Source organism: Salegentibacter lacus (genome assembly GCF_020164555.1).
Classification (GTDB): domain Bacteria; phylum Bacteroidota; class Bacteroidia; order Flavobacteriales; family Flavobacteriaceae; genus Salegentibacter; species Salegentibacter lacus.
The window spans coordinates 34,181-54,981 of record NZ_JAIQZB010000022.1; the positions used below are offsets into that span (position 1 = coordinate 34,181).

General features: G+C 34.0%; 17 protein-coding genes. 6 read left to right on the forward strand and 11 right to left on the reverse strand.

The window, feature by feature from the left end:
* Positions 1 to 37 precede the first annotated feature (37 nt).
* On the forward strand, positions 38 to 577 hold the full coding sequence (locus tag LB465_RS15625; protein ID WP_224470858.1) for a hypothetical protein: 540 nt from the start codon (positions 38 to 40) through the stop codon (positions 575 to 577).
* A 158-nt stretch (positions 578 to 735) separates the two neighbouring features.
* Here LB465_RS15625 and LB465_RS15630 read toward each other — a convergent pair whose 3' ends face one another.
* From LB465_RS15630 to LB465_RS15680, 11 genes are all read right to left on the reverse strand, one after another.
* Complete coding sequence (locus LB465_RS15630; RefSeq protein WP_224470859.1) at positions 736 to 1,863, reverse strand: exonuclease/endonuclease/phosphatase family protein; 1,128 nt, start codon at positions 1,861 to 1,863, stop codon at positions 736 to 738.
* 300 nt (positions 1,864 to 2,163) lie between these two features.
* Positions 2,164 to 2,820 carry a P-loop NTPase family protein gene (locus LB465_RS15635; protein WP_224470860.1) on the reverse strand — a complete coding sequence of 219 codons (657 nt, stop codon included), beginning with the start codon at positions 2,818 to 2,820 and terminating at the stop codon, positions 2,164 to 2,166.
* Positions 2,804 to 3,511, reverse strand: a complete 708-nt coding sequence (locus LB465_RS15640) for a hypothetical protein (protein WP_224470861.1) — start codon at positions 3,509 to 3,511, stop codon at positions 2,804 to 2,806. Before LB465_RS15640 ends, LB465_RS15635 begins: the two co-directional genes overlap by 17 nt.
* A 2-nt stretch (positions 3,512 to 3,513) precedes the next feature.
* Positions 3,514 to 3,792, reverse strand: coding sequence for a helix-turn-helix domain-containing protein (locus LB465_RS15645; protein ID WP_224470862.1), 279 nt, complete (start codon positions 3,790 to 3,792; stop codon positions 3,514 to 3,516).
* 259 nt (positions 3,793 to 4,051) lie between these two features.
* Positions 4,052 to 4,843 (reverse strand): RteC domain-containing protein, encoded by a 792-nt coding sequence (locus LB465_RS15650; RefSeq protein WP_224470863.1) that lies wholly within the window; start codon positions 4,841 to 4,843, stop codon positions 4,052 to 4,054.
* Positions 4,844 to 5,143: 300 nt separating this feature from the next.
* Positions 5,144 to 7,300: a prolyl oligopeptidase family serine peptidase gene (locus LB465_RS15655; RefSeq protein ID WP_224470864.1), complete on the reverse strand. Its 2,157-nt coding sequence runs from the start codon at positions 7,298 to 7,300 to the stop codon at positions 5,144 to 5,146.
* A gap of 270 nt (positions 7,301 to 7,570) precedes the next feature.
* The gene (locus LB465_RS15660; RefSeq protein ID WP_224470865.1) at positions 7,571 to 9,292 is read right to left on the reverse strand and encodes a helix-turn-helix domain-containing protein; all 1,722 of its coding nucleotides are present in this window, start codon (positions 9,290 to 9,292) and stop codon (positions 7,571 to 7,573) included.
* A gap of 12 nt (positions 9,293 to 9,304) precedes the next feature.
* Complete coding sequence (locus LB465_RS18430) at positions 9,305 to 10,591, reverse strand: HlyD family efflux transporter periplasmic adaptor subunit (RefSeq protein WP_224470866.1); 1,287 nt, start codon at positions 10,589 to 10,591, stop codon at positions 9,305 to 9,307.
* Positions 10,592 to 10,595: 4 nt separating this feature from the next.
* Positions 10,596 to 12,782, reverse strand: coding sequence for a peptidase domain-containing ABC transporter (locus LB465_RS15670; RefSeq protein ID WP_224470867.1), 2,187 nt, complete (start codon positions 12,780 to 12,782; stop codon positions 10,596 to 10,598).
* A 413-nt stretch (positions 12,783 to 13,195) separates the two neighbouring features.
* Positions 13,196 to 13,867, reverse strand: coding sequence for a response regulator (locus LB465_RS15675; RefSeq protein ID WP_224470868.1), 672 nt, complete (start codon positions 13,865 to 13,867; stop codon positions 13,196 to 13,198).
* A 21-nt stretch (positions 13,868 to 13,888) separates the two neighbouring features.
* On the reverse strand, positions 13,889 to 15,985 hold the full coding sequence (locus LB465_RS15680; protein WP_224470869.1) for a tetratricopeptide repeat-containing sensor histidine kinase: 2,097 nt from the start codon (positions 15,983 to 15,985) through the stop codon (positions 13,889 to 13,891).
* A gap of 303 nt (positions 15,986 to 16,288) precedes the next feature.
* On the opposite strand from LB465_RS15680, the gene LB465_RS15685 reads away from it, so the two are divergent.
* The 5 genes from LB465_RS15685 to LB465_RS15705 all read left to right on the forward strand — a co-directional run bounded on the left by LB465_RS15685 (position 16,289) and on the right by LB465_RS15705 (position 20,708).
* Positions 16,289 to 16,717 carry a hypothetical protein gene (locus tag LB465_RS15685; protein WP_224470870.1) on the forward strand — a complete coding sequence of 143 codons (429 nt, stop codon included), beginning with the start codon at positions 16,289 to 16,291 and terminating at the stop codon, positions 16,715 to 16,717.
* Positions 16,718 to 16,972: 255 nt separating this feature from the next.
* Positions 16,973 to 18,121 (forward strand): carboxypeptidase-like regulatory domain-containing protein, encoded by a 1,149-nt coding sequence (locus LB465_RS15690; protein ID WP_224470871.1) that lies wholly within the window; start codon positions 16,973 to 16,975, stop codon positions 18,119 to 18,121.
* Between the two features lie 167 nt (positions 18,122 to 18,288).
* Positions 18,289 to 19,671, forward strand: a complete 1,383-nt coding sequence (locus LB465_RS15695; protein WP_224470872.1) for an alpha/beta hydrolase family protein — start codon at positions 18,289 to 18,291, stop codon at positions 19,669 to 19,671.
* Between the two features lie 195 nt (positions 19,672 to 19,866).
* Positions 19,867 to 20,352: a protease complex subunit PrcB family protein gene (locus tag LB465_RS15700; RefSeq protein ID WP_224470873.1), complete on the forward strand. Its 486-nt coding sequence runs from the start codon at positions 19,867 to 19,869 to the stop codon at positions 20,350 to 20,352.
* Between the two features lie 173 nt (positions 20,353 to 20,525).
* Entirely contained in the window at positions 20,526 to 20,708 is a 183-nt protein-coding gene (locus LB465_RS15705; RefSeq protein ID WP_224470874.1) for a hypothetical protein, read from the forward strand.
* The last annotated feature ends 93 nt before the right edge of the window (positions 20,709 to 20,801 follow it).

Consider the following 20,801-nt stretch of genomic DNA (forward strand, 5'->3'; position numbering starts at 1 on the left):
TTGGTTCAAGGACCGAATTTTAAATTTCGATTTCAATATGAATAACAAATTTCAATACAGACTATCAAATGAACTAAAGAAAGAAATCGCCAAAAATCTAATCGATATTCTTTGTGGAGATGTAAAAATAAGCGAACCAACAAGAATATTCATTTCTAATTGGATTCTTACTGGTCCTGATGAAAAGAGGAAAGCCTTTTATGACGTTTGGGAAATTGTGCTAAAAAACTATTTACCAACGAAAAGACCAATTTTATTTAGATCCTGTGAAAGAATCAGTAAAAATTCTAAAATAAAAAGTTTTACAGGGCGTATAGAATGTGCAAAGAGATTTTGCAAAGGAAAAGGTTCCTTAATTATATGTGACACCAAAGAAAGTCTGAGGTTTGAAGAAGAACTTTACAAGATTGGTAGTTACAAGAACACATTTTATCCACTCGTTGATGTTTTGCTTAAAGCTAAAAGATCTGGGAAAAGCGGATTCTCTCAAAGAATTTTGAATGATTACATAAAAGAAGATGAATATATTATGAGATTTGAATATGATAATATCTATACCTTAAAATGGACCAGGTAAAAAAAAATTGCCCTTAATCAAGTAGACGGCTCCGCCGTTGATTGACGGAGTGCGACTCTCACACCACTTTACGTACGGGTCTTGGATACGGCGGTTCGATTATTAAACTTAAACCCAGTTTTTTTAAACAGGAATACTAAATTAAAATTGAATAAAGATTATAAATTAAAATCTACCCAAATGGCAGGATGCTCACTGGCTGCATGGTTTTTATGATTCATATTTTTATATACCGCCCACATAAGTCGTTTCTCGGGCCAGATGCCTTTTCGGTTTAATCCGCTGCTTTTAACTTTATCAAAAAGACAGGGGGATAAAAGCAGGTAATCTTTTTGCTTGATATTTACTCCCATCCTGTAAGCTCCAAGACTATAATATCCCGCATCCTCTCCTTTATCGAAATCCACATTGAATGTTGGATGTTTGGTGACTTGTTTTAAATTGGTTTTTTGAAGTAAAGGAGCAAGGGAATTACAATAAGAAACTGTATTAAGCGTACCCATCACCGCGATATGCTTTTTACCTTCAGAATATAATTTATTATAAACTTCAGCAATTTTTTCGGCCTGTACTTTTCTAATAGAATCTGAAAGATACTTTTTTTCTGTTTGTTCTTGTAGATGTGTAGCGAGGATCCAAAGAGAATTTCCTCTGGCAGTAAGTATTTCATATTCCATCAGGTCCTTATCAAAAACAATATCTCCAAGGAAATTTAAATAATAAATATGACTTCGCACAGACTGAATCTCGTAACCTTTGCGGGTAAGAATACCTATTTCCTGACCGCGTTTGCTATTTCCCTGCATTACACAAGTTTTTTGGAATGGTTTGCAACCAAACCGGGAAAGAAACTCATCATTAAATTCTTCAAGTGATGCGCGGTCTTCAATCTCCTGGAGAACTAAAATATCCGGATTCACATCTGCGATTACCCTAGCTTTATTTTCTACTGCTATAGGATCTAGAGGATAATTCTGAAGTGCTATCCAGCCGTTCCAATCAGTCAATTCCGAAGCTTTTAATTCTTTTGAATAATTCTTGCCTTTCAAAAAAAGCAACCCGGCTTTTCTCCTTAAAACGGCATAAGGTAGCTGATTGCTATTATCCATTCCCACTAAAGGCGACAATTCCCTGATACGTTCATTATCCGCTAAAGTTTTTTTGTTTTTAACAAGTAGATAATCTATTTCAGTCTGCCAGTCAGAACTACATTCATTGAAAGGCTTTTCCTTAAAACTTCTGTCCCGATGGAATAAATTCTGAATATTAAAAGTGGCTATTTTCATTTTATTTTTCAGGTTTAAACCCAAGACCTAACGACCATTTGGGATTTTGTTCATCATCAAATTATTCCAAAATCATTTGCATTTTACAAAAGGAAAGCAATTTGTTAGTAAAATAAAATTTGATCTACTTTGATTTAATTTGATCTCAAATGAGATCAGAATTCAGGAGATTTAAGAAACAGCTTGTTAATAACTATAAAGGCAGGTGAAAAGTTGGAGGTAAAAACGTCAGTTTTGTGATTTTGAAGATGCAAAAATGAGTGTTTGAATACTTGGGCAAAATTAATTTTAAGATTTCTTCTATTTCCTCTTATCAGTAGTTTTTTCATCAAAAGAGATCAGGTTAAAAAGTTCGCGCATTCTACTCCTAACCCTGGAGCCATAGCGCTCTTCAAGTTCACCGGCATTTAAATTTGTTGTAGCGTGGGTTCTTACTTTATGATTCAAAAATAATTCATAACGGGAAAGGAGAATTTCCCCCATCACATTACAATCTTTTCCGTAAAATCTTCCAACCGGCTCCACACCAAGATCATCAAAACACAGATAGCTGCTGTTTCCATAATCCTCAATGGTTTTATAGCCAAGATGATGAAAAGCAAAAGCGATATTTCGGCAGGGAATTACCTGATATTCTTTTTGGTGCGGCACCAGGTAGCGTAATAATTTTAAAAAACTCGTTTTTCCACAACCTACCGGCCCGGTTAATAAAATTCCTTTAGCGGGATCAATATCAAATTTTTTGCATTTTTCTTTATCCGCAATTATATAATTACAGAGCTTGAAAAGAAGCGGTTCATCTTTTTTGAATAAGCGGAACTCCTTACCAAAAAGCAGTTTCCCTTTAATTTGCAGGTATTCGAGCATTAGGGGGAAATCATACAACACTTCTTTTCCCTTAAATCTCCCAATCTTGTACACAACTCCGCCTTCAATTATTTCACAGGGGTTCTCCATAGTTTTTATTTTTTTCAATTTTTAAATAGTCCTGGTTTTTTAATTTTAAACCTTGTTGAATTTCTTCGGCTTTTTTCATCCATCGATGAGCCAAAGCCTGCCAGTTTACCACTTTAGTATCCCGGTTAATTTTCCAGCCTACAGCTTCGTAATGATGATAAAATTTTGAAGCTTCTGTATCTGGCCAATTTTTCTTTTTAAAAAAATTTAAAACTTCAAATTCACTTTTTGGCCAATAAGTTTTATCATGTTTATCATGTTTAATATTGTTTGTTTCATATACCAGAGCTCTTACATCACTCTTATCGAACTCTTCCACTACTTGACCAGGAGAAGTTTCGAACTTGTCTAGTTCCTGTTCACTGCTTGTCGCCTGCTTGTCCATTACTTGTTCATCACATGTCCAAAAAATGGACATCTTTACCTGACTTCCTTTTAAAGGGTTTTTAGATGGCATATAAAGAATGTAATTCCAATTACTAAGCTCCCTGATACATTTATGATAAGTAGTAAGCGAACCTACCTTGGAAGCCTGCATAATCTCTTCTCTTTGAACATAAAACTGTTTACAGAACCTAAATACATTCCAGTACTGAAATAAGGCATAATATATACTTACATGAGAGGGATTAAGCCGGTGGTCATTATTAAACTTCTCAAAAACCCCCGTAAGGTGTCTTATGTAATTCATAGCTAATAATTATTATCTACCCTGTATTTCTGCATTACTCGTTGTAAATCTTCGGTGTCATAATAAATAGTACCGCCTATTTTGGTGTAGGGAAGTGTACCATTTATTCTCATATTCTGTAAGGTGCCAGCACTTATATGCAAAAATTTCATCACTTCTGTAGATCTCATATACCTCCTGAGATTTCCTTTTAAGTGATCTGAAAGGAGTTGCTTCAGTTCTTCAAACAGTTCTAATTTAAACTCCATAAGGTCTTCGGTGGTGAGTACTGTAACTGGCATATTAAAATGTTTTAATAAAGATCCCACCGATGGTTATAGCTTTTACACGATGGGATCTTGTTAGTTTGATTTAAAGCAAAATTGAGGAGCCTACGGAAATAAAATTCACTATGTTGACGTAACTCCGATAAAATTTAACAGTACTAGGATTTACAGGTAAATAGATTTAAAAACCACAAAAACTGGAGATATTTTCCGTTTGTAAAGGCAGGGAAAGGTTGAAAAATGCCATTTCGGAGTTACGCTGAGCTACCGAAAATTAAAGGGCGTCACCCTGATTTAATTTCTGCTCCAAATGCCAGGTGATTAGGTCCAGAAATTTTGTTCTCCTCCCCTTTCTTCCCTTGATCTCAGAAAACTTTTTATAGGAATTATCAAACTTCTGACTAAAAATCTCTTCAAATAATGAAACGATATCAATAATATTACCAGCCCCGTTATTAATTGCTCCGGAAAAATGTAAGGCGTAAATAAGTTCAATTAGGTCTACTTTAGAAGCCGTCCAGTGTAGATCGTGTTTACTGATAAATTCACTTTGTGGCTGATCTAATAATTCCATTTGTCTCTGTAGAAGCGGAAGCAGCCTTTTGTAGGCTCTTAAATAAGCTAAAAGAATATCGTGAGAAGTATTGAATTCAGGATCCCAATATAGCGAAGTATCATAGTGTGCCACTTCATTTTGAAATTTCCGGGTAAAATAAAATTTATCCATATTGGTTTGTTCCAGATCTATATATAGCTGAAATTCCCTGTTACGCTGAAAAAACTTATTAATCTTTTTAATCTTCCTGGATAAATATTTCATTCTGAATTTAATCGATGAAGTTGATTCAAGTTCAAGAGCACGAAGGTTTGTATAGTAAATAAGCTGACTAAGAGGAATTTGCTTTTCCTCTTTAAAAAACTGAACCTCTTCGGAAATAGATTTAAATTTGAGAACCCTTATATTGTTTCGGTAGGTTTCAAGAACTTCGCGGCTGTATTTGATAATCCTATTAAATGCAATGAGCCTAGAGGGGGAAGATTCCTCTATTTTTGAAATTTCTTTCAAAAGTTGTTCCGATGTTATTAGAAAATTCACCTCTTGAATTATAAACCATTCATTAAATTTCAGGTAAAAGAGGTTAGAATAAAAATTGGAAGGATTTCGGTTTATAAATCAAAATGCTACATTTATAAACAAATATTGTTAAGAAGTGCTTGCTGAATTATTCCTTTCATTAATAAATAAGTTCATTTATAAATGAGTAGAAATTATTAGGCTATCGAACATACAGAACAAAAATATTTGGAAGATGGGAAAGTGTGAAGCCAGATTTGAAGATGGCTATTAATAAGATTGGGGAGTTACTTAGTGATCCTGTCTCATGTTACTCCTGGCAAAACTAAAAATTTTGCTATAAAGCTTCACAGTCTCATCGCTACCCTGGCCTTCGTGACCGTAGTGAAAATCAATATCCATTAAAATGGGAGTTTCTCCTTGTGATATACTCTGTAACTTAGCTATATACTTACCACTATCCCACAAAGGAATACGGTCATCTTGAGATGCTGGCAGTATTAAAGTCGGCGGATATTTATTCTCTGAATTCAAGTTAAAGTAGGGATCCATTTTTACCAAACCTTCAAATTCCAGGCTATCTTTTACTGTTCCATACTCCAGATAACTTGTACTACTAGCCGTAGCAGAGGATTCCAGACCTAAAGGATTTAATCTGGGTACTTCTGCTATGTATGAAGAAAAAAGATCCGGACGTTCATTTACGGCCATACCTGCAGTAATTCCACCTGCACTATATGTATATAAAGAAATTAATCCTTTTTTGGTAAAACCTTTTGTGATTAAGGCTTCTGTACAAGAAATAAGGTCTCTCCAGGAATTATGCTTAAGTGTTTTCTGACCCTGTAAATGCCATTCTTTGCCCTTTTCTCCACCTCCTCTTACGTGAGGAAAAGCGAGAATACCTCCCTGGGCTGCCCAGTCTAAAATAATAGGATAGAAAAAGGGACTTAGGCTTTCACCGTATGCGCCATACACATAAATAAATACCTCATTCTCTGAATTTAGCAAGTTGGGATCGTAAATTAGAGATAATGGCACCTCTACCCCATCGTGACTTTCAACCATAATCTGCTCTGTAATAAGATTTTCAAATTCAGGATATAAAGTTTCTGTTTTCAATCCCTCCTTCTGTAAATCTTTATTTTCTGTAATAATGAACCTGGTATAGTTCGAGATCCACCCATCTAATTCTACTCCAATAAGATTAGTTTTTACTGAACCCCCAAAAAATGTGGCGTACCCCGGTACAAATGGTGTTTTCAATTTGGCTATATTCTTTTCCTTATCAATTTCCCAGAGACTAACTTCAACACCTAACTTAGATTTTGAGTAATATATTTTATCCTTAGTGATATCAAATTGGGTGATTGGATTTTCTTTAGTTCCTTCTGCAAGTACCTCTGGATTATTAAAATTAGGGGAATGGAACTTGACACGGCTTACTTGATTTCCGGTGTTATTACCCTGCCGGAAAATAAATTCATCACCCCTTATATCTCCCTCAGTTGTATAAACTTTCTGCTCTACATTAAAAAAAGGAATCCAATTTTCATTTCCTGATACTATATCTGAAACTCTAGCAATGTATGCGTCATAGTAATCATTGGAAGTAGCAGAATATCCAATGATATATTTATCCTGACTGGAACCAATTTTTACTTTCGGATAAAAATCTGCAGAAATATTAACTGTGTTACTATTGCCAAAAACTTTCTTCTTTTCAGCCGGACTATTCCCTAATTTGTGAAGAACGGAATAAGAATTCTTTTTGTAGTCCGGTTTATTTTGATCTACTACTGGAAAATAGAGATAGATAAAACCCGAGCTATCAGGCAACCATTCAATCCCCCCAAATGAAGGATTTATATTGATGATCTCTTCTTTATAAAATTTCTTATTTTTCACATCAAATATTCTAACCCTAGATGAAAAATTTTTATCGGGTTGATATCCAATGGCAATTTTCTCTCCATCGAATGAGGGTTTTAGATAGGTGATCTCTGTTATCTCATCATTATTTCCAGGATCAAATAGTTCCTCCTCCTCTGATGATAGATCTTTTCTAAAATATAGTTTATTCGTACCTGATGTATCATCATATTTTAAGTAAAAATAGTTTCCTTCTTCATTCACTTTAATCATACTGGTTGTTCCGTTCTCACGATTTTGGTATTCTTCAAATTTTTCCAGATAATCTTGCAAAAGATCATTTTTAGAAAAATAATCTTCCGATAAAGAGTCCTGGGTTTTTAACCATTGGTCTATTATTGGGTCTTCAAGATTATTCAAGTTGTCATAATCATCCTGAAGTGTGACACCAAATTCATTAATGGTCGCCACTTGCTTGGAAAGAGAAGGATATTGTGTAAGTTTTTGTTGACCAAAAGAAATGGTTATTGATACTAAGCTCAAGCATAGTATTAGGAGGTGATCTTTGTTTTTCATTACCCTAAATTTTGAAAAGCCCAGAACATTCCGGGCTTTTTTTTAGTTACAACCGTTAATCCCTACTTACCAGGTCTAGGTCGTCTCACCTTGTCACGATCAATTACAGGGTTTCCCCCTCCCTTAATCTTTTCCAAGTTTTTTAAAGCTCTTCCCTGGTAATCTTTCAATGATTTTTTCATGATTAAAAAATTTAATTGTTAATAAATATTTGTTTGCTACTAAATAACTACATCGGACATCAAATAGCAATATTTACATACCTGCCATTTATAAATGACCGTCCACTTTTCTTGAGTTCAGCTCCTTTATAAATTTTGAAGGGTACACACCTGTGATTTTATAGAAGGCTTTAGAAAAAGATTCACTTGTTTTAAATCCAAACACTTCAGCTAATCCCTGGTTACTAAATTTTAAAAGTCCAGGATCATTATTTAACATCCTGATGGCTTTAGCTACCCGGAGATCTTTAAGATAATTAGGAAATGTTTTCCCTTTATATGTATTAATAATTACAGAAAGGTATGAGGTGTTAGTTTCCAGCTCTTGCGCCAGGGAAGACATATCTAATTCTTTATCTAAAAATCTTTCCGAGTTTTCGAACTTTTCCAGCTTATTTAAAATATCATTTCTTATATCTTCCGGCACAGAAGTAGGGTGATTAGTAACTGGCTTCTCATTTACTATTTTTTCTTTTACTATACCTTCTTCCATTAAAACTTTCAATTTTCTTTGCATACGGACCGATCTCATAAAGAAAAAAATTCCCGTAAAGCTTCCTAAACCTGCCAGTAATCCAACTCCGGTTATGATTGTTTTTTTATTTTCCAGCTGCGCTTCGGCCTCCCTTTTTTGATGCTTTAAATAAGGAATATCATAGGAGGCCATAGCTGCATTTGTCACATTTTCCTGCTTTATTGAATGTAAACTATCGTAGGTAATTAGCTTCCCGATGTATTCTATCTGACTCTCCTTGTCATTCTGGCTCATAGAATGGAGAATTAGCTGATGATAAACTTCTTTAACCTCCAAAAATGGATCTTCAGTTGCAGTAACTATAGAATCAATTTCTTTGAAATATTTAATTGAAAGATCTTTATTATTTAATCTCTCCTCTATTTTACCCAGATAATATAATTTAATGGCTTTACCGGTACCACCTAAAGAACCGCTGTATTTGAGGAGTGTATCCCTGGCCTTATCATAAGCTCCCTCATAAAAATTGATTTGTGCGTCTAGTAGAATGAAATCCTGAAAATTGACATTGTCCTTCAATTCTAAGGTTAAATCAATGCCCTGATTAGCATAGTACCTCGCCGAGTCTAAAGATTGTAATCTTAAATGTGTAAGAGATAGATTAAAAAGCAAAAGGGTATAATCTTCATAATATCGTGTCCCAAGATTTTTCTCGTTTTTCAGTAATTTTAAATATTTATTGTAAAGTTCAACCGCGGCATAATGCTGTCCGTAAAGATTTCTAATGGCGGCAATGGCTAACGAAAATTCTTTTTGCTGTTCAACATTATTTTTATTCAAAGCAAGATTATAGGCCTCTAGGTAATTGGAAAGTGCTTCCTGGAAATTTCCCGACTCATAATGGAGATGCCCCTTAAGAGCATAACCCATCGCAGGATAATTTGGATGAATACTCTCTTTAGTAATCACAATTATAGAATCTGCATATGCCAATGCAGAAAGAGTGTTCTCTAAATTTGTATAATAATAAAAAGCTCTGGCTTTTTCAATATTATTCTTCTCTGCAGTAGCTTTTCTCAGGTGTATTTTGATAAGCAACTCTAAAGCCTCGCTATCTTCACTTTGAAATGCTTCGTATTCCAGTTCTTGAATTTCTTCATAGGATAATTTTGTCCATACTTCTTCATTACTCCTATTATGACTATTCTGGGAATACCCATTAAAAGATATCATACCACTTAATACAAACATTAAATAGAGAAAGATTGATTTATATGTTGTCGGGATTGTTGCCATACTTAAATCATATTAGGTTGTCCAAAGCTGTCGAAACTGATAAAAAACACGCTCAAGCAAGGTGACTTCTTCAAGCACTATTTCTGCGGTTCCTATTAATTCTTGATGGAGAATTAGCTCCTTTCCATAGGAAGTCACTAAACTATCTACATCTAAATAAACAATATATGCTGGCACTGCATCCCTGCTAGGAACCTCTGAGATCGAATTAACACTGGCTTTAATCATTCCCCATTCCCGGTATGGATAATTGTCTAGCTTTAAATAAACCTTTTGCCCCCTATTAATCTGACCTGAATTTTGAACAGGAACAATACATTTACCCAACAAATCCTTTCTCATATAAGGAACAATGGTAAACACTATTTCGCCTTCTTCAACATTCTGATGTTCTCCCCAAACCTGATTATAAGAAAGCCTACCTGCAACGGGACTTTTTATAATATTTTTATCCTCCCACTCTGAAATCTCATTAAGAAGATTTTGCTGTGCAAAAACCAATTCCGCCTCCTGAAGACTTAATTTTCGTTCTTCAGAAGTCCTTAAAATTTCAAGATCGTTTTTCGCCCTGCTCTTATCAGCCTGGAGTTGGATCATCTGTTGTTTCAGTAAAGAGTATTGTCGATTCTTCTCGGTAAATTCCAACTCAACCTTTTCCAAATCAAATTTTGAGATCACTCCTTTTTCAAATAATTGCCGATGGCGATTTATATTTTCAGTTGAAATAGAAAGACTGTTTTCCATCAATTGAAACTCCTCCTCTTTAGAATTTAATATTGAGCCCTGGTTATCAATATTTTGGAGCAAGCCTTGCTCCATTATTTGGTTCTGGCCAAGTGTATTTTCTAAGATAAGCTTGTGATATTCTTCTAAAAACCTATTGTATGCTGCCTGTAAGGAAGTTCCCAGACTTAAGTTTACCGGAAATTCGGTTAGTAATGCTTCCAGTGATAATACTTTTAGAAAATCTTTCCCTAATCTTTCTTTTAGGAAAGTTATATCTTTTTGTTTTGCAGGATTATCAAGTACTGCAACAATATCTCCTGCTACTATGGAGTCTCCGGGTTTATAATAAATAGCAGAAAGCTTTCCATCTCTTTTCACTTTAATTTCAACAGGAGGATTCTTTGAAGTAAGAGTTACCGATCCTTTTACCACCTGATTAAAAGAAATAATACCGGCCAGAATTAACACTAGAAAGAAGAATACAAACATATAGGCTGTACCGCGGCGCAGTATATAACCAGGCTCAATATTCAGGGAATTGCTTCCGTTCCTATTAAATTTTCTATTTTCCACAATCTCAAATCTTTAATTGGTTTTTGATCAGGTTATGGTAAACTCCTTTATTTTGAATTAAATACTGGTGACTCCCCCTTTCAACAATCTCACCCTTGTTCATAACCAGAATCTGATCAGCAGTCATTACTGTGGATAGCCTATGGGCAATTATTAATACCGTTCTGTTTTTATAAAAAGGATTCAATTTATCAGTAATAAATTTTTCGTTTTCTGAATCCAGGGAGCTGGTGGCCTCATCAAGAAATAAATAATCTGGATTTTTATAAATTGCCCTTGCCAGTAAAATTCTTTGTCTCTCTCCGCCACTAAGGAGCTGTCCGTTTTCACCAATCTTTGTCTGGTACCCCAGAGGTAGTTTCTCAATAAAATCATTTAGATTAACCATTTCCACAGCTTTTCGCAATGAGATTCGATCCACCGGAATATCTGGTTGTGATTCTGTAATATTCCTTTCAATGGTATCGTTAAAAAGACAACCATCCTGCATTACCACTCCACATCTACTTCTCCAAAAAGATGTATTAATATCACGAAGATCTTCATCCCCAACTTTCAAAGTACCTTTCCAGGGTTTATAAAATTTCAGAAGCATTTTTAATAAAGTTGTCTTTCCAGAACCGCTTGACCCAACAATTGCAGTGATCTTTCCTTTGGGAATAGTAATATTCAGATCATTTAGCAAGGGAGGTAAGGAAGGGTTTCCATATCCAAAACTTAGATTCCTTAGCTGAAGATCTCCTTCGGGTATGGTATTGTCATAGCCTCTTCTGTTATCTTCAGGTGTTTGATTATGGACTTCAGACAACCTGTTAAAAGAGAGTCTGGCGCTCTGATAATCGGTAAGAAAATTGATGATATTCGATATAGGTAAGGACAGAGAGCCAATAATAAATTGGATAGCCAGCATAGCCCCTAAAGTAATTTGCCCGGTGATCACGGCTTTTGCAGACCCGAAAATTATCAAAATATTGGTTAATTCATTTAAGAATAAACCGCCTTTAATCTGAGCTTGCCCTAAGCTTAAAATCTTTGACTTTATCCTGAAAAGACCATTTTGGTTAAGTTCCCACTCCCCTTTCCTCCTGTTCTCAGAATTGTTTAATTTAATTTCGGAAACAGCAAGAATGATCTGCAGAAATAGGGATTGGTCTTTCCTGTTAAGGTCGAAAAGCTGGTTATCCAAAAGTTCCTTTCTTTTCATAAATAATAATGACCAACCGAAAAACAAAGAAGTGCCGGTAAAGAAGATAAGTGCAATATGGGGATGGAAGTAAAACAGCACTAATCCGAATACTACTATAGAAAAGATATCAAAAGGGATATTTAAACCACGGCCGGTTAGAAACTCGTCTATCCTTTGATGATCATAGATTCTTTGCATAAAATCGCCGGTGTTTTTTGATTCAAAATATTCTAAAGGAAGGCTCAATAGTTTCCCTAAAAAATCTGATAGCATTTGAATATTTACTCGGGTACTTATATACAAGAGAATCCAGTCTCTGATCACTTCTGATGCAGAACGCGTAAGAAACAAAAAGAACTGTGCTAATAATATAAGGTTGATAAAACCAAAATCTTCATAATTTATTCCATAGTCAACCAGGCTTTGTGTAAGGAAAGGAAGCATTAACTGAATGGTAGCGGCAATTATTAAACCCAGAAATAACTGGTTTATATATTTCTTATATGGTTTGAGATAATCAATTAGAAATCTCAAACCATTTTTATTTTCCACTTCCGGAGGTTCCTCGCCCAGGAAATGATCAGTGGGTTCTACAAGAAGAAGAACACCCTGTTCTTTCTCTGTCTCAGCCCATTTACTGATGAATTCACTATGGAGGTATTTCAACTTGCCATAGGCCGGGTCTGATACATAAATGAACTTGTGATTAACCTTATATATAATTATAAAATGATTCCCCTCCCAATGTGCAATAGCGGGAAGGGGTATTTCTGAAATTAATTCCTGAAAATTCACTTTGATCCCGACAGATTCTATCCCCAGTTTGCTTAATGCTTCGGAAAGTCCTCCCAAAGAAGCGCCATCTCTTTGCAGAAAAGAGATTTGTCTTAAATATTCCAGATCATATTTTTTTCCGAAGAATTCAGTGAGCATCTTTAAACAAGACGGCCCGCAATCCATCTGATCCAGTTGACGATACAAGGGAAAATCGATAGTCCTAAACATAACAAATGAAACTAATTACAGTTAAATTTAATTTGGAATTGATTAGGTTCCATCTCAAATAATCGCTGATTTATAAATCACGTTCTTTTGGAATAGAAATAGGGGAATATCTTTTCCTATAATGTCGCTTATTATAAGATTTGTTTAATCGAGGGTATGTTTAAGCCTTCCAATCGATTGGGCAGCAGAAAATTAAGAAATAAAATAATATGTTTTGAATAAATTTTATTATCAAAAAGAGAAATTTTAAAGTGTGAAAAGTTTAAATTGATTTGTAAGCTATTTGGAACAATGTTTTGAATACCGATGAGTTTGTTCGGGTTTCCAACACCGATTTCGCCTATGTGCAAAGTACTTACAAGCTGAGACCTTCACAGGTTTTGGTGAGTCTGAAGTTTAGTTTTTAGTTTATTTCAAATATATCCACTCTCCCTGGCTTTTTCCAATAATGCCTTATTACCTTCTCCCCTAACTCCAAAGACATCTTTAAGTTTTTTCTTTCTGTCCTCCACCGCTCTTAAAGAGAGGTTCACATATTTAGGAATATCCTTAGTCTTGGTACCTAAAGAAAGCTGGTAAAGCATCACTCTATCTATTTCATCGATTGAGGATTTCTGGGCTACTCCCGAACGAAGAAGATTTGAAATTTTAGAACCATAATAAGGAGGTGAGTATAAGACTTTCTCTAAACAATGAATTAATTCCTTGGAAGTCGTTTCGCCCTTTATTAAAAAACCATCTGGTTGAATATTTGAAAGAATGTTGAAAATTCTGAAATGATCTTCTAAAACAGTAAGAATTATAATTTTAATTTCGGGAAACTCAGTTTTTATTCTAACCCCCAGGTCTTCCCCCGAATGGATTTTACTATCTTCTAAAACAGGAAAATTAATGTCCAAAAAAACCACGGAATAATTGCCTGTTTTAATTTTTTCCCAGGCATATTCGCAGTTATCTGCCATTTCAATATTAAAATTGAGAGCACTGAAAATTTTAGCTTTAGATATTACGTTTTTATAACCTTCCATAATCATATGGTGGTCATCTATTAATAGAATATCTAAATCTTCTTTTGACTCTTGCATTTATATTTTCCTTTTCAACGATTAATTAAATGGAACCGTCAATTTTATTGTGGTTCCTTTCCTATTTTCACCTAATGAACTTATAGTAATTTTTCCCTTTATTTTTTTCACCCGGGCAAACATATTACCAAGCCCTATACCATTTTTTGTCTTTTCTGGAGAAAACCCGATACCATTATCTGTTATCCCTATAATCAATTGATCATTTAGATTTTCAAATTCAATCCTGGCTTCAGTAGCTTTAGAGTGTTTATGGATATTGCTAATAGCCTCCTGAAGTACGCGATATATATTAATTTTAATATTATTATCTATTGTATCCCAATTAATTGACTCCTTAAATTCGATATGAAATTTTATCGTTCCGGCATTTTGACTTTTTATAAGTTCTTCAAGTACCGTTTCAAAATTTACATTGCTTAAAGAAGTTTTATTTAATCTATGGGAAAGCAGGCGAATTTGATCTGATATTTTTTGAATTTCTCTAATATATTTAAATCTTTCTTTTTTGCTTTGGCTATCATCTTCTTCGTTCAGAGAGTCCAGATTCAGCCTTATCCCAAAGAGTTTCCCTAAAATCCCATCGTGTAATTCCCTGGAAATGTATTGCTTCTCTATATCACGTCCTTCTTCAAATTTTTTCTGTTGGTCTATTACTAAATTATAAATCTCCTGGTTTGCCGTTTGTTTTTGTTTGATAAGCTTATTTTTTGCTCTTTGATTGCTAATAATGTATAATAGAATTATTACAAGGATTATTCCTGCAGAAATGAAGCTAGTTTGTGAAATTTGTTGATTTAGCCTATTTGCTTTAGAAATATATTCGTCTGTTTCAAACTGGATTCGGGCGAATTTATTTCTAATTGCTCTTTCTTCTTTTTGTAGGCTATCATTGATTTTTATATATTCATTTGTATAGGTTAAAGCATTATCCTTATCTGCAGTTGACAATATAAGCAGGGAGGATAGCAAATCCTTAAAATTGTTGGATTGCCTCGACAATTCTTGAACTTCGCGTGCATATTCTATTCCCTTGATAGTATCATTCTTATTCAGAAAATACTCAGCCAAGTGAAGTTTACTTGTTGTTACGCCATAATGATTTTGTAAACTATCTCTTATGCTAAGAGCCTTATAAAATATTGATGGTAATTCTGCGGTTGTATCTTTAGATTTAAATCTTGCATAAGCAAGATTATCCAGGAGCATAGCATAAAGTTCTGTATCACTAACGAATAGGCTGTCTTGCTCTAAACCCTGTTCAAAATTTTGAATAGCATTGCTATATTTTTTTTGATTAACATATACAACGCCTATATTGTTTAGTGAACCAGGAACTCGATTTGTCAATCCTGATTTTTCAATATATTCTAAAGCTTTTCGGTGGTAGTAGATTGCCCTATCATACTCCCCCAGTTCGTTAAAAACTATTCCCAAATTATTATAGCTACTATATAACTCCCCATACCCTTTTAAAGGTTTTAACATAGCTATAGCCTTTGTTGTAGTTATTTCACTTCCAGTATAATCCTTAATATTCTTCTGGATTATTGCCATATTGATCAATAACCTCGCTGCATCGAATTTGTTTCCAATTAACCAGTATATTTCCTGACCTTTATTATAATAATAAAATGCGCTATCATTCTTGTTTTGAATGTCACTATAAAAATTTCCCAATCTCCAATAGCATTTTGCTATAACAACAGAATCATTTGTCGTTTTAGCTAATTCCAAAACCTGATTATTTAACTCTAAAAACCGAGAGGTATCAGGTAATTGATAATATGCATAAACAAGATCTAAATAATGAGGTTTTTTTAGGGAGTCCTTTTTTATTTTATTAATTAAGTTATAAGCCTCTTGTAAATTTTCCTTTCTTTCTAAAAAATCTATTTTCTTGTTTTTAGAACTGTCTATATGAGCGGTTATAGAATCGGTTGCCTTGGTTAACATTTCAGCATCTCCTGTATCTTTTTTACAAGATAAAAAGGACAGCAATATTACTAGAAGAAAATAAAATTTGAGTTTCAAAAATTCAAGGATATGGGTTGCAAAGTTAGATTCTTTATTGAATAAAAAAAGTACATATTTAATCATCAGCTGTTTCCTTACCATCTAATTAATATCTGTTGTAACCATTTAAAACCCGTCAACTGCTAAAGCATTAACCAGTCCCCTACCTAAAATCAATAACCCAATTATTTTCCTATTGAAATTAAATTGTGGTTTTACCACGTAAATAATGTGGGAAAATTTTATTGCTAATAGATTTTTAAAATTAATTTCGTTAAAAATTTAACACAGCTCTAAAAAACTATTCAGACTTTACTTTAAGTGATTAGTTTAAAAGTTTATTGGAAAATAGAAGGACTGGTGCATTTATTACTAAGTTGGCAAAAAGCGAACAAAATAACAAATATGAAAATCAGATTTAAGAAAAAAAGAATTTATCCAAATTTAATACTCGGACTATTCTGGATGGTTCTTGGCATTTATAAATTAATAGAAGATAATGATTTAAGGTGGCCGGATTATTTATATCTGATTGCTGGCATTCTGTTTATCAGTTACTTTTTTTACGATTTAATTGATCAATATCTGACAATTGAAACTGGTACTATTCGAAAGAATATACTTTACGGATATCCAAGGAGAATAAATTTAGACGAAGTAAATTTGATTAAAAAGACTGCTGGAGGTTATACACTACAAACCGAATCTCAAAAAATGAAAATTAAGACAGATTTAATAGAGGGTAATTCCCTTACTGAATTAAAAAATGTTCTGGAATCATTGAATTTACGATCCGATAAAACGCCATTTGCCAACAATAAAAACAATGCTTAAATCAGTCTGGAATCGAAAGTCTTTGCTCGCTTGCTTAGGGGATTGTCCTGCGGACAAATCACGCGTGCCAGCTCGCACAGTTTTTATACGAGACGTTTTGCCCACAATTCCCCACATGAAGAAACTCCATTAATTTCTTCGGCTAACGTCAGATTTTTGGATTTTTTTTACAAAAAATAGATCTTAAAAATTGGTAAGAGCCTACCAATAAAAGGATTAGAACAAATAATAACTAAATTTGACGTTAGTCAGAATATGAAAAAAATTATACTTACATTAATAATTCTGGTTTTTGGAAAAGCTTACTCGCAAAATAAATTAGAGGGAGTAATCCTTGATGAGAGCACTGGAAAACCGATTGAATATGTCGATATTTTTAATAATATGGACTTTACTTCTACAAATGCGGAAGGTAAATTCCTATTTAAATCAATGGAGGACTCAATAAATATTCAACTTTTAGGATATGAGCCAATTCATTCGACATTCGAGCAATTTTCTGCCGACACAATTTATTTACAAAGCAAATTTGAGCTACTGGATGAAGTTATTTTATCCCAACCAAATTCAATTAAAACAGTATTTAAAAATATTCATCAGAACTATCCTTTTGAGCCATATACAGAATCCTTCTTTTTAAGATCTGTTTTAAAAAAAGATGGCCATATTGTAAAATTACAGGACTTAAATGGTCTTCTTAGTAGAAAAACTCTTTTAGCAACATCTAAAAATCCTATGCCAAGAAATAATTATACGGTGGAAGTGCAGAATATGCGTAAAGCAGAAATAAAGGATAATGAGGTATACTTTGAAATGTTCAGCTTTGACCAATTTTTAACGGCAATTACCTCAATCGCAATTAGTCCAAGTGTATTTGATTTTACTGCGATTGAATCAGATGATAATTTATTAAAATATAAATTTTCACCGAAAAAAGAAACGGAATTTACAACTACAGGTTATTATTTGGTTGATACTAATGATAATAGCTTCAACGAATTTTATTTATTGGATTTCGATAATGAAAAAGATTTTCAAAAAAGACGGGACCTAAAATATCGCACAGTTTACTATGAACTTTTTGTGTCCTTTAGCAAAAATAATCCAGGAAATAAATATTACCTGGACAAGGCTAAACTAATAGCTAAAGTTGAGGTGATAGGTAAGGATGAAAAAACTATCCAATATGAAACCGAATATGTATGGATAGCTTCACATAGAACAAATAAAAAAATCAATAAAAAAGCTTCACTTTCAAAGGATATATTCAAATTGGATATACCATATGACGAACATTTTTGGAATCATCAGAATTACCTCCAGTTAACAGATGAGTTGAAATTATTCATCGGGGATTTAGATAGCTCAAATAATGATTTTGAAATACAAACAAATATTGAATAATACTATAATACTGTGGGCAACAGTATATAAAAACAATGCTTAAACCTGTCTCAAATCGAAACTCACTGTTCGCTTGCTACGCTGATTGTCCTGCGGACAATCACGCTCGCCAGCTCGCACAGTTTTTATACGGGACGTTAGCCACCATTAAAGCCAAATAAACTAAAATGAAAAAAATCCAACTATTTACTGTATTAATTCTATTTTTCAATCTTGTCCAATCCCAAGAAATTAAAGGCGACTGGTATGGCAATTTAAAAGTTTCTGGAACTGAAATTCCACTAATTTTTCACATTGACAGAAGTGACGCTGGTTTTTCTTCCACATTGGATAGTCCTAAACAAGGAGCATTCGGTCTTAACGCTGAAGAAACCTTTTTTGAAGATGCCGTTTTGAAAATTACCCTACCAGGTAGGGGAATAACTTACGATGGAATTTACGATTTCGAGAACGACATGTTCAAAGGAACCTTTAAACAAGGTGGTTTAGAGCTGCCCTTAGTTTTAACCAAAAATAAAGAGATAGAGGGAAATGGTTCAGAAAAACCTTTACGACCCCAAGAACCCAAAGCGCCATTTTCTTACCGTTCAGAAAATATAACTTTTACAAATCCAAAAGATAATATTACACTATCAGGCACCTTGACTCTTCCTAAAAGTTTGGGAAAATACCCTGCTGTAGTGCTGATTAGCGGTAGCGGACCTCAAGACCGAAATTCTGAAATTTTAGGGCACAAGCCTTTTTTAGTAATAGCAGATTACCTTACTCAAAATGGGATCGCTGTTCTACGTTTTGATGAAAGAGGTGTAAAAGAGTCGCAGGGGGATTTTTCGAAAGCCACATCCAAAAATCTTGCAACGGATGTTCAAGCTGCTCTGCATTTTTTACAATCTATGGAAGAAATAGATCAAGATAAAATCGGATTGATAGGCCATAGTGAAGGAGGAATAATTGCTCCAATGGTCGCAGAGAATTCTAAAGAAGTAGACTTTATTGTTTTACTTGCCGGTCAAGGACTGCGAGGAGATCAAAACTTGTTACTGCAAAAGAAACTGATGGAACAAAGAAGTGGAATAGATGAACTAACAGTTAATCAAGGTCAGAAGATCTTCAGCGGGGCATATAATATCATTAATGAATTAGAAAGTGAAGAATTACAATCAAAATTGAAAGAATATTTTCAGCAACAGTTTTCAGGTGGTTTAAATGAAAATCAAATGCAAGCACTGATTCAACAACTGACATCACCTTGGATGCGATTTTATTTAAGTTATGATCCTGCACTTGTTTTGGAAAAAACCACCATTCCTGTGTTAGCCTTATTTGGAGAAAATGATTTTCAGGTACCGCCTAAGGAAAATTCGGGGATTATTACGGAGTCATTAGAAAAAGCTGGAAATAACCAAGTTAAGGTTATTGTTTTTGAGCAATTAAACCACCTGTTTCAAGAGAGTTCCACTGGTTTTCCAAATGAATATGCCGAGATAGAACAAACCATTTCTCCCAAAGTATTAGAAACTATTTCAACCTGGATTCTCAGTCGAGAATAAAAAACGGTGGCTAACAAAATATAAAAACAATGCTTTAATTTAGTCTCAAATCCAAACTATGTGCGTTTTTGCTACACCTGGTTTTTCCTACAGAAAAATCATTGCCTGTAAGCAGCACAGTTTTTATATGGGACGTTGTGCGGCATGCGGAAAATTAAAAACCGAAAAACAAAAACCAAATAACCAAGAATCACAATGAAAAGAATCTCTATTTTATTCACATTGCTAACAATTACTTTATTGACTTCTTGTAGCAGCAGTAAAATCACAACTGTAGAATTTCAGAGGATCGACCACAAGATTGTTGCTGAAGGTAATTCCTCCAAAGCAAACCAAAAACTTCTGTTAGTCACATACAACAAATACTTCAACAAAGACAACTTCGGACCTGAATTTATCGACAAGCATAAACTCGATACCATAAATTTCAGAAAGAATATGCTTGTTGAAATTTTTCTGGGAGAGAAATCCCAGACTGGCTATGAAATCATAGTTGACAAGATTGAAGAGAACAAAGATTTAGTTAAAATTTACTACTCAGTGACTGAGCCCGACAATCCAACCGATAAACCTTCTCAGCCATACGTAATTGTCCAAACTCACAAATCCCGAAAACCAGCGCAATTCTATGAGAACGGTGAAAAGGTACAGATGAAACCACAGAATATCTACATGAACTAAAAAAAGCACGATCGCACAACACAAAATAAACGCAAGTCGGCTTTAATCCTTTTCAGGATAGGCGCTTTCGGTGGACAGAGAAACATCTCGTATCTTTTATCTACCGTTGACGAAGCCGCCCTACGTTTATTAAAACCGTTGCCATTCATTGTAAAAAATCAAAAGAACAAATTATGAAATATAAAATTGGTTTCAGATTAGATTGGCTGGAGATGATATTTTTATTATTTACAGTTTTTACAGCAGGATTTATTACAGCCAGTGATTTAAATAATAAATTTCTTTATACTGGTTTGATAATCCTTTCATCAGCTGGTTTGTTGTTGAAAAAAAGGGTTAAGTTACCCCTTAAGTAAATCGAAAAAACACAGATAAAATCTAGCGGACTTTGAAGCAGTTGAGAAAATATGTGCCAAGGGAATAAATTTATTGACAAGTTTCTGATGACT

What these genes read in the sequence shown, in the direction of transcription:
- LB465_RS15625 (WP_224470858.1), top strand. Translation starts at nt 38, where the DNA reads ATGAATAACAAATTTCAATACAGACTATCAAATGAACTAAAGAAAGAA.
- LB465_RS15630 (WP_224470859.1), bottom strand. Translation starts at nt 1,863, where the DNA reads ATGAAAATAGCCACTTTTAATATTCAGAATTTATTCCATCGGGACAGA.
- LB465_RS15635 (WP_224470860.1), bottom strand. Translation starts at nt 2,820, where the DNA reads ATGGAGAACCCCTGTGAAATAATTGAAGGCGGAGTTGTGTACAAGATT.
- LB465_RS15640 (WP_224470861.1), bottom strand. Translation starts at nt 3,511, where the DNA reads ATGAATTACATAAGACACCTTACGGGGGTTTTTGAGAAGTTTAATAAT.
- LB465_RS15645 (WP_224470862.1), bottom strand. Translation starts at nt 3,792, where the DNA reads ATGCCAGTTACAGTACTCACCACCGAAGACCTTATGGAGTTTAAATTA.
- LB465_RS15655 (WP_224470864.1), bottom strand. Translation starts at nt 7,300, where the DNA reads ATGAAAAACAAAGATCACCTCCTAATACTATGCTTGAGCTTAGTATCA.
- LB465_RS15660 (WP_224470865.1), bottom strand. Translation starts at nt 9,292, where the DNA reads ATGGCAACAATCCCGACAACATATAAATCAATCTTTCTCTATTTAATG.
- LB465_RS15670 (WP_224470867.1), bottom strand. Translation starts at nt 12,782, where the DNA reads ATGTTTAGGACTATCGATTTTCCCTTGTATCGTCAACTGGATCAGATG.
- LB465_RS15675 (WP_224470868.1), bottom strand. Translation starts at nt 13,867, where the DNA reads ATGCAAGAGTCAAAAGAAGATTTAGATATTCTATTAATAGATGACCAC.
- LB465_RS15680 (WP_224470869.1), bottom strand. Translation starts at nt 15,985, where the DNA reads ATGGTAAGGAAACAGCTGATGATTAAATATGTACTTTTTTTATTCAAT.
- LB465_RS15685 (WP_224470870.1), top strand. Translation starts at nt 16,289, where the DNA reads ATGAAAATCAGATTTAAGAAAAAAAGAATTTATCCAAATTTAATACTC.
- LB465_RS15690 (WP_224470871.1), top strand. Translation starts at nt 16,973, where the DNA reads ATGAAAAAAATTATACTTACATTAATAATTCTGGTTTTTGGAAAAGCT.
- LB465_RS15695 (WP_224470872.1), top strand. Translation starts at nt 18,289, where the DNA reads ATGAAAAAAATCCAACTATTTACTGTATTAATTCTATTTTTCAATCTT.
- LB465_RS15700 (WP_224470873.1), top strand. Translation starts at nt 19,867, where the DNA reads ATGAAAAGAATCTCTATTTTATTCACATTGCTAACAATTACTTTATTG.
- LB465_RS15705 (WP_224470874.1), top strand. Translation starts at nt 20,526, where the DNA reads ATGAAATATAAAATTGGTTTCAGATTAGATTGGCTGGAGATGATATTT.